The sequence below is a fragment of the Rhizobium sp. CAU 1783 genome, assembly GCF_054551725.1.
Genome location: NZ_JBTOLM010000001.1, coordinates 335,536 through 347,600 on the forward strand (window position 1 = coordinate 335,536; position 12,065 = coordinate 347,600).

Annotated in this window: 15 protein-coding genes and 1 tRNA gene; 6 read left to right on the top strand and 10 right to left on the bottom strand. The window is 58.8% G+C overall.

Going from position 1 to position 12,065, the window contains the following annotated elements:
- Positions 1-98 precede the first annotated feature (98 nt).
- A complete protein-coding gene (locus ACX93L_RS01415; RefSeq protein WP_459403191.1) occupies positions 99-629 on the bottom strand; it encodes a hypothetical protein in 531 nt (176 codons plus the stop codon).
- A 301-nt stretch (positions 630-930) separates the two neighbouring features.
- Here ACX93L_RS01415 and ACX93L_RS01420 point away from each other — a divergent pair, with 301 nt between their 5' ends.
- The gene (locus tag ACX93L_RS01420; RefSeq protein ID WP_459403192.1) at positions 931-1,074 is read left to right on the top strand and encodes a hypothetical protein; all 144 of its coding nucleotides are present in this window, start codon (positions 931-933) and stop codon (positions 1,072-1,074) included.
- 541 nt (positions 1,075-1,615) lie between these two features.
- Positions 1,616-2,428 (top strand): reverse transcriptase domain-containing protein, encoded by an 813-nt coding sequence (locus ACX93L_RS01425; protein ID WP_459403193.1) that lies wholly within the window; start codon positions 1,616-1,618, stop codon positions 2,426-2,428.
- Here ACX93L_RS01425 and ACX93L_RS01430 read toward each other — a convergent pair.
- The 3 genes from ACX93L_RS01430 to ACX93L_RS01440 form a co-directional block, all read right to left on the bottom strand.
- Complete coding sequence (locus ACX93L_RS01430) at positions 2,425-3,057, bottom strand: hypothetical protein (protein WP_459403194.1); 633 nt, start codon at positions 3,055-3,057, stop codon at positions 2,425-2,427. The two genes, ACX93L_RS01425 and ACX93L_RS01430, sit on opposite strands and share 4 nt — an antisense overlap.
- Positions 3,058-3,625: 568 nt before the next feature.
- Positions 3,626-4,153, bottom strand: a complete 528-nt coding sequence (locus tag ACX93L_RS01435) for a hypothetical protein (protein WP_459403195.1) — start codon at positions 4,151-4,153, stop codon at positions 3,626-3,628.
- A gap of 7 nt (positions 4,154-4,160) precedes the next feature.
- Positions 4,161-4,526, bottom strand: coding sequence for a hypothetical protein (locus tag ACX93L_RS01440; protein WP_459403196.1), 366 nt, complete (start codon positions 4,524-4,526; stop codon positions 4,161-4,163).
- 168 nt (positions 4,527-4,694) lie between these two features.
- Here ACX93L_RS01440 and ACX93L_RS01445 point away from each other — a divergent pair, with 168 nt between their 5' ends.
- Entirely contained in the window at positions 4,695-4,958 is a 264-nt protein-coding gene (locus tag ACX93L_RS01445) for a helix-turn-helix domain-containing protein (protein ID WP_459403197.1), read from the top strand.
- 73 nt (positions 4,959-5,031) lie between these two features.
- Here the strand turns inward: ACX93L_RS01445 and ACX93L_RS01450 are convergent, their stop codons facing one another.
- From ACX93L_RS01450 to cpdR1, 4 genes are all read right to left on the bottom strand, one after another.
- Positions 5,032-5,433, bottom strand: coding sequence for a DUF3768 domain-containing protein (locus tag ACX93L_RS01450; protein WP_459404119.1), 402 nt, complete (start codon positions 5,431-5,433; stop codon positions 5,032-5,034).
- A gap of 13 nt (positions 5,434-5,446) precedes the next feature.
- Positions 5,447-5,980, bottom strand: a complete 534-nt coding sequence (locus ACX93L_RS01455; protein ID WP_459403198.1) for a tudor domain-containing protein — start codon at positions 5,978-5,980, stop codon at positions 5,447-5,449.
- A 396-nt stretch (positions 5,981-6,376) separates the two neighbouring features.
- Positions 6,377-6,451 (bottom strand) — tRNA-Val (locus ACX93L_RS01460).
- A gap of 94 nt (positions 6,452-6,545) precedes the next feature.
- Entirely contained in the window at positions 6,546-6,908 is a 363-nt protein-coding gene (cpdR1, locus tag ACX93L_RS01465) for a response regulator CpdR1 (protein ID WP_006726917.1), read from the bottom strand.
- A 198-nt stretch (positions 6,909-7,106) separates the two neighbouring features.
- On the opposite strand from cpdR1, the gene ACX93L_RS01470 reads away from it, so the two are divergent.
- Entirely contained in the window at positions 7,107-7,982 is an 876-nt protein-coding gene (locus tag ACX93L_RS01470; protein WP_459404120.1) for an N-formylglutamate amidohydrolase, read from the top strand.
- Between the two features lie 267 nt (positions 7,983-8,249).
- Positions 8,250-9,026, top strand: coding sequence for a histidinol-phosphatase (hisN, locus tag ACX93L_RS01475; RefSeq protein WP_459403199.1), 777 nt, complete (start codon positions 8,250-8,252; stop codon positions 9,024-9,026).
- 6 nt (positions 9,027-9,032) lie between these two features.
- Here the strand turns inward: hisN and ACX93L_RS01480 are convergent, their stop codons facing one another.
- A complete protein-coding gene (locus tag ACX93L_RS01480; protein WP_459403200.1) occupies positions 9,033-10,022 on the bottom strand; it encodes an alpha/beta fold hydrolase in 990 nt (329 codons plus the stop codon).
- A gap of 422 nt (positions 10,023-10,444) precedes the next feature.
- Here ACX93L_RS01480 and ACX93L_RS01485 point away from each other — a divergent pair, with 422 nt between their 5' ends.
- Positions 10,445-10,912 (top strand): Hsp20 family protein, encoded by a 468-nt coding sequence (locus ACX93L_RS01485; protein ID WP_169586215.1) that lies wholly within the window; start codon positions 10,445-10,447, stop codon positions 10,910-10,912.
- Positions 10,913-10,999: 87 nt separating this feature from the next.
- Here ACX93L_RS01485 and ACX93L_RS01490 read toward each other — a convergent pair whose 3' ends face one another.
- The gene (locus ACX93L_RS01490) at positions 11,000-12,049 is read right to left on the bottom strand and encodes a threonine aldolase family protein (RefSeq protein WP_459403201.1); all 1,050 of its coding nucleotides are present in this window, start codon (positions 12,047-12,049) and stop codon (positions 11,000-11,002) included.
- Positions 12,050-12,065: the final 16 nt, after the last annotated feature.

Here is a 12,065-nt window from a genome sequence, read left to right on the forward strand (position 1 = left end):
TTCTCCCCACGCCATCAAATTCTGTAGCCGGGACAAGCCGGATGCAAAATCAGTGCCGACTGCACCCTCTGATTGCCCTTTGGAGCTGGCCCAAACCTTCACTCGTTGCAACTGCCGCTTAGAAAAGGATAGTCGTCATCACTGAAGTCTGAGGTTGAAGTGCGCTTCATCCCAAGCGCCCTATACAGGTATTCGGTCTTCTCGTCGGAGGTCACGGTTATCTCTTCGACTATCACGCCCGACTTCAATAGCACTTCGATGACCGGGGTATCTGTTCGCTCTCCGCGCCAGTACCGGTCGATGCCGTCGATCGGTGCTTCGCCGGCCGCGACCAGTACCGCTAGCTGGTTGACGAGGTTCATGTCTCCTTCGTGAAGGATGCTCGCCGGGTCGACGTGGACCTTGTAAAGGTGGCCACCTGTCATCTTTGAATGAAAGAGCCGCGCGGCCTCTTCATCGCAAAACAGCATCAAGCATTCCGAGCGATCCGGTTTGTCCGCTGGTTTCCGCTCGCGCATCAACGTTTCGAGCTTCTGACCAGCCTCAGGATGCTTCTGTTCGAAATGACCCGCCGTTTTGATAGTGTCGCCCTGCTGAAAGACACGTTTATCTGCCCGGTAGAGTTTCATCGTACCCCCTTGGCGTGCGCAATTGATTGCACGCGGCCTTGAGAGAGATAGAGCAAAATAAGCTAGGAGGGTAGCAGTGCTGGATAACGGTCCCGGTAGGCGCCTCTGAGGCTAAGAGTGTAAACTCTTGGGTCGACTCGAAAATATATTCCGCAGCAGTTTCAAGCCGCAGGTGGGCCGTGTCTAGCCTGAGCATCGGCGCCGACTCGACGTGCCCCCTTGTGAGCCACCCGCGAAGTGGTATTTTGCGCAGCAAGCAGCCGACGTTCTTCACTTTTTCTTTTTGGTGAAAGGACCGGCTATGGACCTCAAAGATTTCCTGTTCCTCGAAATCCTCGGCATTAAGGCGGCGGCCCACGGTCGCTTCTCGATTGTCGCCGTGCTTCTGACCTTTCTTGTGGGAGGGGCGGGTTACCTGATGGGTCGAACCTTTGGCATCTGGTGATGGAATCCCCATTGGAAAGACGGCCATGACTGGCTGCGGCGTGAGATTCTAAACTCCTTTGCCGGCGTGCTAGTAACGATCCTGCTTTCGCTTCTCTATGAATTTGTCGCGAAGCCATTTTCCCTTTGGATTTCTGCGTCGCTGAAAGGCTGCTAAACATCTCCGGTGGTGCGCGGACCGGTGCCCTTAGAGGGCGAACGAAAGGTTATTTTTCGCAACCCCTTGTGGAGTATTGAAAAGGTTACTGCGCATCAATAAATGTGGAGTGCTTCGGCGATAGGACGCACCTCGCGCTGGCCTATATGTGACTATACGGCTTCACGGCTTCATGGCGCATTGGCTTCGAGAATTAAACCCTCTCTCAGTTGACAACTCCATCGTGAAGATGAGGTTGCGGATTGGCCGAAGCTAGCAATGGAGGTACCGCCGATGAAGAAAAATCAGAAGCGCCTACGCCTTGCTGCGCAGTATCTTGCACTTCTACTTCTCATCCTTGAGAACGTAAATGTTGCACTTGAGCTGCTCAGCAAGGCTGTCAACTATGCCACACGCATTCGAAAATTACCTGCATTCGTACTGGAAGAACGGCAAGCCGATCTTCGCACCCAATGATTTTAGCGCTGACCTCGGCACCAAGCTCAAACGTAAGATTGCGAAGAAGTATAAGTTTGACAAGTTCGTCTACCACTTCAAAGACGGCTCGCACGTCGCCGCGCTCCACAGGCACAGGAATAATCAGTTTTTCTGCCGGATTGACTTAGAGAAGTTCTTTTACAGTATCCGACGCAATCGCGTTAAACGCGTGCTTAAGTCCATCGGAATTCCCAAACCCGAATACTACGCAAAGTGGTCTACGGTGAAAAGCCCCTTTGCCGGGGGAGGGTATGTTCTCCCGTACGGCTTCGTGCAGTCGCCTATCCTGGCCACGCTCGTTCTCGCAGAGTCGCCAATCGGCACGTACATTCGCAAGCTTCCGCTCGGCGTAGCGGCCTCCGTCTATATGGACGATATCTGTCTCTCTGGCCCCGATGAGGATCAGCTCGCTGAAGCGTTCAAGGGGCTCTTGGTCGCAGTAGAGGAGGCGGGATTCCAACTGAACCACGACAAAACACGAGAGCCCGCCGCGCGGATTGATATCTTCAACTGCACCCTTGAACACGGCACCACGGAGGTCACGCCGGCCCGCGTCGTGAAATTCTATGACGTCCCGAGGTCGGCCAACGGTGTTGCATCCTTCGAAACCTACTGCGATATCGTGAAATCGCATACATGGCGGGTAGGTGCAGGGAAGCGGCGTCGGCGAAAATTGTACGCGGCAAAGCGCAAGGCTGCTAAATCCGCGCAGGGCGCTTAAATGGGCGGTATTCCAAGCAGTCCCGTAACCACGCCGATGTAGAAGCCCACGATCATCCTGATCATGCTGTCCGCGAATTTGACCTTCTCAGGGTCGGTCGTCTTGAAGTACATGATTAGAAATACTGCCAGGAGCATTGTAATCGCGACGATCATGAAGACGACGATGCCCTGACGCATCCATCCCACAGCAACAGCGAGCGTAGGCGGCGAAGCTTCCTCGGCATAGGCGCGAGTAACAGGACCTTCACCAATCAGCTGCTGAATCCAGTTATGTTCGATGATCGGCAGCATTTTACTGGTGTCGGACGTAAGGGTCTCCAGTGTCCTGTTCAGGTCGCGAAGCGCGCTCTGCGCTTCAGTCGGAAGCGGCTGACCCGCAAGACTGTTCTCGAGCTTAGCGACGAGCCTCTTCGATTCCGCTACGTTTTCGCGGAGCTGATCGGCTTGGGTCGGTGTGATCTGAACGGGTCGCTGTGTGTCGGGAATGAAGTAATTCGCAATCGACAAGACGGTCAGAGAGAACGCGAACATCAGTATGAGTGCTGGAAGCAATTTGTCGGATAACGCAACAAAGCGCTCCTTTACGGAAGAGCGCGCAAGCTCTTCGGGTGTTTTCTTGTCAGCCAATTGTGTATCCCCAGTCAGTTAGGCGGCAGTCTACTAATCAAGTTGCGAAGATTCGAGCGACATCACCATTAATTGTAGCATTGATTGTTTAAAGCAATATTCGCGCAAGCTTTGCCGCCGGGTCGGATCCCGCAGCAGCCCACCACCCGTTTTATTGGGAGGGAGGCTTGGTTTACCGAAAAGGGTAAGGACCTTATTGAGCGCCGCTGCCGAGTCGGGTGGGGCGAGGGTTTTCCGTTAAGCGTTACTGACATTGTCGCATTGGACCAAAATTCTCATGTGGACAGGAACAGCGACAATCTTGCGGATAGCCGCCCCAGTGGCCGGAGCCCGCCGTGCCGACCGTCATCAATTTGTTGTTAGTTGTTGACATACCTGCGACAAATCCATGCCGCAAGAAAACCATGCTGACTCTTCTCTCAGGCAAGAAGAGCCCGATGTGGTAAAGTTCCATTGCCAGCTGCGCCTTGGGCGGAACATCTATTTGCTCAAACTTCTAACGGCAGCTTTTGGATCCTTTATCATTGAAGTCGACCGACCGATCTGAAGGCGCATGGCCGCCGCCGCCTTAACATCGATCCGAGCTGATGTCGGTTTCTTGTCCATCAACTATCGATCGGAACACGACGCTGCTATCTGAGAATGAGATATCAATTATGCGCTCAACCCCGCCTGTTGCCATCCGTCCGCGACCGGCAGCCAAAGCCTGAAACTGGCGTCTTTGGTCAGGTGGCAGCAATTGCAACATTGCCGCCTCGTTGGGATTGAAGATGATTGATCCGACATCTACGGCAACCCAACTGCTTGTGCCGTCGAGCTGCACATCACGTGGCTTCACTTCCAGACCATTGACGATCAGGTACCCGTCACCGCGCAGCTGGAAGCGGAACTCTCTATAGCGGTTTCGGTCCGTGCTGTAAGACCCGAATAGGGTCGCGTTGTCGAAGTAGCAGGTCATAGGTCGCGTTAACATTGCCATGCCTCGCCCGCCCCCATAGCCCGTGTCCAGCGCGACGCTCAGGCTAGGGCTGGCAAAGCACGAGGCAACAACAACGGCGCAAGCGAAGTACGATCGAAAGCCGCTTATCGTCATCATGGAAGTCTTACTCCTCCGCTTGCGCCGACACAGGGGTTGGGCCGGACTTTGTCTTCCTGCCGGTCCGCCAAGCGAAAAAAGCCATAACCGCCAGGACGGCGCATGCAATCGCCCAAACTCGTAGGTCGGGAAACTCTGCAGCACCCATGAGCGCGAGCAGGCCAGCCAGCGCGAACACGATGAACGACACGAAGGGTACCCCGAATGCAAAGGCCCCGCCGACGAAGATGAGAAAACCTGCGATGAGGCCGATGCCACCTGCATCTGATGAGGCCTTGTCTCCAATCATGTGCGAGGCAGTTCCGACAGTGCAGGACTGCAGCAGCACGAGCATGCCCAGCAGCATTGCGATAATTCCGGTAGCGATCTTCATAGGTGACCTTTTCGATGTTGTGCCCGGCGCGGAATTCGATTGGCCGGTGGCGGGGTGCGGTGGTGTCAGGGATTCAGTCGTGGGCAAGTAGGCGGAACCGAGCCGAAATACTATTATGTCGGATATATCCGATGGATAAACCGGCATCAAGATGCGCGGCATACGCGCATGAAGGTTCGTGATCGAATAGCTTGGAATCTGAGGGCTACCCGAGCAACGCGTGGTGTCAGCCAAGAGCATCTGGCGGTCGATGCCGACGTGGACCGCACGACCGTGAGCGCGCTGGAAAACGGTAGTTTTAACGCCTCGATCGATCTGCTGGAAAAGTTGGCTTCTGCGCTTGGCGTGGATGTTGGCGTGTTCTTCGAGGTGCCACCATCCGACCAGCCGCCACCGACGCAGCTTCGACCGGGCCGTAAACCGGGCAAATAGGCAGGGTAAAAAAGAAGGCCGCACTTCAGGTACGGCCTTCGATCGTTCAGGGCATCCAGCGTATCTGACCATCTCAATATTCGTCGCTCCTCATGATGGTGAGGATGCGGGTCGTGACATTTGCATCGGCTGGGTCGGGTGATCCGTAGCGCACATCCAGGTCGAAGCAATCGATCTTCCAGAAGTAGCTGACTTCTTCGACCGTGACCTTTCCAAAGTCGTGCTCTCCGTAGGGGTCGTTGTCAGGTGTAAATTGGTCGAACCGCTGTACTTCTTGAAGCAGGTGTCGCAGCTCCGCGTCTGCAAGCGATGCGACGCCTTGTGTCAGCACCAACCGCCCCCGACGGAAATCCCGCCGTGAAGCGTCGTTGAGTGCAGCAATGGGATTCGACTGGTCAGGCGCCGCCGCCGAAGCGCTTCCACGCTCAGCGGGGCTGTACGGGGCAATCATTGACAGGTCGCAAGGGCTGCGCATCAAGGGCTCGCCCTCAAGCGCCGGTGTGCTTCGGGTGAAGCAGGGCGATGTCTGTCACCTTTCGGCTGAACGGGGCGATCTCCGGCCAGTCGCGCCACTGCAGCCGAAACTTACCATCTGGCAGGATCTCGCGAACGTCCGCCTCGTACCAGCCGTCGCCCGGTCCGTCGGAAGCCAGCACTCGATCACCGACTGCAAGCTTTGACCAGTCTTCAGGCAGGTGCGCAGGAGCCTCCCCCTTGCTCGCCTCGGCGTAGTTCTGGCCGTCGGTAGCTGCGGCCACCCGAGCCGCCGCAGCCGCCAAAAATTCATCGTCAAGACGGGAAGCAAGCAGCTCGTAGGTCTCGCGCTTGACGAAGGGCACGAAGGCCTTGCCGCTCTCGAACAATTTGCCCGGTGGCAGCGAGGCCGCAATCTTTGCGAGGTCGTCCGTGTCGACCCGGATCACTCCAAAATTCATCAGTTCGGCGGCTCGTTCCACCCCCTCAGCGTGGGCGGGGCCAAACCATGACGCATGCGGTTTACCCTTTTCATCGATGCCGAGCATCACAAGGGCGGGAACTGCTGCAGCGGTGTCTGGGTGCTTGGAACCTGCGGCTGGTCCGATAAATGATTGCGGCTCTTGAGGTGTCGCAGGTCGGGTGAGCAAGGATACGTGAGGCAACGAAATACGGGGGGCGCTGGGCGAGGGGTATGAGACAAGGTTCATGACGAGTTTCCTTAAACAAAAAAGAGCGCCACGAAGGGCGCCCTGAGCGAAGAAAAGCGGTGTTGGTCGGTGCGGCGCGTTGACAAAAAATAGTTCGTGCCGCAACTCGCATATAGGAAAATATTCCGCAAAAGTCAATGGACTCTGTGTTGCTACACGGTAGCTAGCGCCAAAACGCAAAACGACCCCGCGTTAGCGAGGCCGTCGATTTCTGTACGAAATCAGTAATTTGGATGGTGGGCGTGACAGGGATTGAACCTGTGACCCCTACGATGTCAACGTAGTGCTCTCCCGCTGAGCTACACGCCCATCCGATGGCGGCTTAAGACCACAAAACCTGTTCGCCCGTCAATAGGCTTTTTGGGGTTTTGTGAAGAGTTTTTTACAGCCGCCGCGAAACCCCTTACGCAGCAAGGAGTTTGTTGACTTCGTCGACGAGGTCGCGAAGGTGGAAAGGCTTGGAAAGGACCTTGGCATCCTTCGGAGCCTTCGAATCGGCGTTGAGCGCGACGGCCGCGAAGCCGGTGATGAACATCACCTTGAGGTCCGGATCGAGCTCGGTGGCGCGGCGCGCCAGCTCGATGCCGTCCATTTCCGGCATGACGATGTCGGTCAAGAGCAGCGAGAAGGGTTCTTCCCGGAGGCGGTCATAGGCGCTTGCGCCGTTGTCGAAGGAGGACACCTTGTAGCCCGCCTTTTCCAGCGCCTTCACCAGGAACCGGCGCATGTCGTTGTCGTCTTCGGCGAGAAGGATTTTCTGTGTCATGTGGGGACCGCTATTCACTCATTTCGGGTAGGGCTTTCAGCCCCCAAAACTAGCTCTTCGCGAGTAAAGATCCCGTGAATAACCGGAAAAGGGGCGCCGACCGCCATTTCTGGCAGTATGGACTTCCGCGGGGCCAACTGGCAACATGATGTTAAGAAGAAGATTGTGACTTGGTAAAGAAGGGGCACCGTGGACGGGATGGCAGTCGATTTCCAGCTGTTCGAGGTGCGCGAGCCGGAAACGCAGTCCATTCCCTTCGTCTACAACTCGCCGCATAGCGGCCGGCGCTACCCTTTGAGTTTTCTCGAGCAGTCCCGTCTCGACGGAACGGCGATCCGCCGGTCCGAGGACCACTATGTCGACGAACTCTTCGGTGCTGCACCCGAACTCGGCGCGCCGATGCTGCTCGCCCATTTCCCGCGCGCCTTCGTCGACGTCAATCGCGAGCCCTACGAACTCGATCCGAAGATGTTTTCCGATCCGGTTCCGCCCTTTGCCAACATCAACTCGGTGCGTGTGGCCGGTGGCCTCGGGACGATCCCGAAGATCGTCGCGGAGAACATGGAGATCTACGGCCGGCGGTTGCCGGTGGCCGAAGCGCTGGAGCGGATCGAGGAAATCTACAAGCCGTACCATCATTGCCTGCGCAAGCTGATCGCCCGGACCCATGCGCGTTTCGGGTTCGGCGTGCTGATCGACTGCCACTCGATGCCCGGCAATATCCGGATCGCCGGCAGCGGCATCCGTCCGGATTTCATCATCGGCGACCGCTATGGCACCAGCGCCTCGGCTGAACTCACCGAGGCGGCGCTGGAATTCCTCGGTAGCCTCGGCTTCACGGCCGTGCGGAACAAGCCCTATGCCGGCGGCTTCATCACTGAACACTACGGCCGGCCGGCGCGCGGCCTGCATGCGTTGCAGATCGAGGTGAACCGGGCGATCTACGTCAACGAGACGACGCTGGCCAAGCGGGACGACTTTTGCGCGCTCGCCGGCTCCATTGCGGTGTTCATGCAGCAGATGTCTGAATTCGTTGCCGATTTTTCCGGCGATGCCGCGCTCGCGGCCGAATGATTTCCCCGACAGGTCAAAAAAAACCGCGCCATTGGCGCGGCTAAGTCTAGGGAGGAAACACCCAAGGAGGGTATTTACAGTCCAAGGACTGTAAGGAAGACACTATTGTTGCATCGCACAATTGTCAAGTTTCAAAAGTCACTTTTTTGAGCAAGCCACTTTTTTGCGCATTTTTCTGGCTGCCTCCCCGAGAGCGCAAAGATTGCAAATCGCCAAAACTGCTTTAAGAGACTGGCATCTCGTCCTCACCATCAAGCGGAACAGCCGATGCGCCCCGATCGCTCTTTCTTCAATCGTCTTGCCGATGCCGCCAAAGCCGAAACCCTGCCGCGCTTCCGTTCGGGGCTCAGCGTCGTCAACAAGCAGCAGGGCGGCTTCGACCCGGTCACCGAGGGCGACCAGGCGGCAGAGGCCGTCATCCGTGCGCTGATCGAGGCCGAATTTCCGGAGCACGGCATCCTCGGCGAGGAGCATGAAGATGTCGGGACCGACCGCGACCATGTCTGGGTGATCGATCCGATCGACGGCACGCGCGCCTTCATCTCCGGTGTTCCGGTCTGGGGCACGCTGATCGGCTTCCAGGAGAAGGGGCGCTCGATCATGGGGCTGATGGACCAGCCGTTCACCGGCGAACGCTATTTCGCCGACGGCGAACGGTCGTGGTACAGCGGTCCGGACGGTGAGCGACAGATCCGTACGCGCGATTGCGGCGGGCTCGGCAATGCGATCCTTTTCACCACTTCGCCGCATCTCTTCAAGGGGCCTGAGGTTGCCAAGTTCCAGGCCGTGCAGGACCGGGTGAAGCTCTTCCGCTACGGCATCGACTGCTATGCCTATGCGCTGCTGGCGGCCGGCCATGTCGACCTGGTCATCGAGACTGTGCTGAAGCCCTATGACGTCGGCGCGCTGATCCCGCTGATCGAGCAGGCCGGTGGCGTCGTCACCACCTGGGACGGCGGGCGTCCGGAGGGCGGCGGTTCGATCGTCGCGGCCGGCAGTGCAGCGCTTCACGCCGAAGCGCTGGCGATGCTCAACGGCAACTGAGGGCGATCAGTCCTCGGCGAGAGCCGGCGCGGCGTCTGCCGCGCCGTTTTCGTTTTCGGGTTCTCCGCCGGGAATGAAGGCGTCGAACGCCGCAAGCGCCTGGGCGCGGAAACGGTCCCGCTCTTGCAGGATCTCGTGCCGGCTGCCCGGGACCGGCACCAGTTGGCAGGCACGGAAATACTGCGACAGCTTTTCCTGATAGGCATAGGGCACGATCGGATCGATGCCGGGCGCGACGATGACCGTCGGCACGGTGATCGAGGCGAGGTGGCGTGCAGAAGACACGCGCTTCATTGTCTTCTGCGCCTCATAAAGCCAGCGCGCCGTCGGCGGCCCGAGCGCCAGATGCGGGAAGCGGCGGATGATCTCGTTGTTGCGCTCGAAGCGCAGCTGGTCGGAGGTCAGCGGATTGTCATCGAAGGGTTTCAGCGGTTCATCCGAGGTCAGGCAGATGCGTCCGAAGCCGGTGAAGGTCGCGAGCGTCGAGATCCGGTGAATGTTCTTCGGCGAGAGCTTCTGGCCGCCGAGCCCGACGAAGGGCGCCATCAGCACCATCCGGTCGATGCGGTTGGCAAGGCGGGGCGCGGCGGACAGTGCGATCAATCCGCCGGTCGAGTGGGCGAGCAGGAAGAAGGGCAGGCGGGTGTCCGGCAGGACGATCTGCTCGAGAAAGATCTCGAGGTCGCGCACATAGTCGGAAAAGCGGTACACGTGGCCCTTGCGGACATTCTTCAGCAGTCGCTCGGAACCGCCCTGGCCACGGAAGTCATAGGTGGCAACCCACAGGCCTCGCGCATTCAGGTCGCGGATCGTCTCGAAATACTTCTCGATGGATTCGTTGCGGCCATGCAGGAGGACAACGGTGCCCTTGGAGACGGGCCAGTCCGACTTGAAGACTGCATAGCGCAGCCTGACGCCCCGATGCCCCTTGAAGAAGCCTGTGATCGGGTTGCCAGGGATGGGATTGCCCGGGGTCGGGTGAAGGATGGTGTCCATGCTCGCATTCGCCGAATCGTACATGGGCGCAATTGCCCCCTCTTTAGACTCGGATAGGACGAAGGTCCGGCAAGGTCAAAGAAAAAAGCCGGAACCGCAAGTTCGGGGACACGGGCGCGGTTCCGGCGAAAGCTAACCGGAAGAGGAAGGGACGATATCTTCCGGTCATCGGGTTTGAGGCATCCGATAGATGCGGTTCTACAAGGAGCGCACTGAACTCGGACTGAACCGCCTGTTCATTTGAAATTCATCGCTTGAGGCGCCTGCCTAGCCGTGCCTCCCGGCCCGGTTCTTGAATTCGCGATCGGGCATTCCCATCTCACTTTCGTGGTCGCCAGAACGGGACCACTTTCCATTCCGTCACCGCCTCAACAGGGGTGCCGGACGCGAAAACCGCTAACAGTCGCTTCAAGGAGGACCTTATGCGTCACGTCGATTTTTCCCCCCTCTATCGTTCCACCGTCGGCTTCGACCGCCTGTTCACCATGCTGGACAGCCTCGGGCAGCCGGATCAGGCCCAGACCTATCCGCCCTACAACATCGAACGCACCGGCGAGACGACGTACCGCATCACCATGGCGGTCGCCGGTTTCGATGAGACCGAACTCAGCATCGAGGCGCATGCCCATGTGCTGACCGTCAAGGGTGAGAAGGCCGAAGAAGAAAAGGCCGAGCAGAGCGAATTCCTCTATCGCGGCATTGCCAAGCGCGCATTCGAGCGCCGCTTCCAGCTTGCCGACCATGTCGAAGTGACCAGCGCCTCGCTGAAGAACGGCCTGCTGCACATCGACCTCCTGCGCAACATTCCCGAAGCGATGAAGCCGCGCAAGATTTCGATCAGCGCCGAGGCTATCAACGCACCGAAGGCGATCGAAGCCCGCGTCGCCTGATCGGGGTATCCGGCAGTTCGGTGAAATGAAAGAGGGCGGTCCCACGGGGCCCCCCTTTTGCTTTGTTCGCCAAGGTTCCAAGTGCAATCAGGCCAGGACCTCAAGGAAGCGGTCGACCTCGTCAGCGGTTGTCGAGAAACTGGTGACGAGCCGGATCAGGACTTCGTTCTCGCTGAGCAGGTCCGGAGTTTCGGCCGGCACCGGCCAGTCGTAGAACTTTGCGCCCCTGTCCTCGGCGAGTGTGGCCGCATCCTTGGCGAGGACGGCGAAGATCTCGTTGGTCGTGGTGTTCCAGGCGAGCCGGCTCTTCGACGAGGCGGCAACTCCGGCACGCAGTCGGTCGGCCATGCCGTTGGCGTTTCGCGCGAGATCGAGCCACAGGCCTCCATCAAGATAGGCTTCGAACTGGGCCGAGATGAAGCGGGTCTTGGAAAACAGCTGGGCCGAGCGCTTGCGGATGAAGGGCATCTCGGTCGCCAGTTCCGGCTTCAGGAAGATGATCGCCTCGGCGCACCAGCAACCGTTTTTCGTGGCGCCGAAGGAGAGGATGTCGACGCCGCGCTTCCAGGTCATGTCGGCCGGCGTGGCGCCGAGAGCGACCAGGGCGTTGGCAAAGCGGGCACCGTCCATGTGCAACGGCAGGCCGTGGCTTCGGGCAACCGCGCCGATCGCCTCGATCTCGTCCAGGGAATAAACCGTGCCCATCTCGGTTGCCTGGGTCAGCGTCACCGCCATCGGGCGCCCCTGATGGACGGCGCCCGGCGGAAATCGACCAATTGCCGCCGACAGGGCCTGGGGATCCATCTTGCCGTTCGGGCCCGGTACCGGGAAGAGCCGGCATGCGCCGGTCAGGAATTCCGGTGCGCCGCACTCGTCGGCCGTGACATGGGCTTCGGAATGACAGAAGGTAACGCCGCCCGGCTTGGCGACGGCCGCAAGCGACAGCGAATTGGCCGCCGTGCCGGTGCCGACGAAGAAGACCGCGACCTCACGCTGGAAGAGGTCGTTGAAGCGCTCTTCCATGCGCCGGTCGAGATCGCTGGTGCCATAGGCCGCGGCGTAGCCCGCCGCTTCGCGGGCGAGGCTCTCGGCGATCCTTGGGTGGGCACCGGCCCAATTGTCTGAGGCGAAAAACATGACAATAATTCCGTTT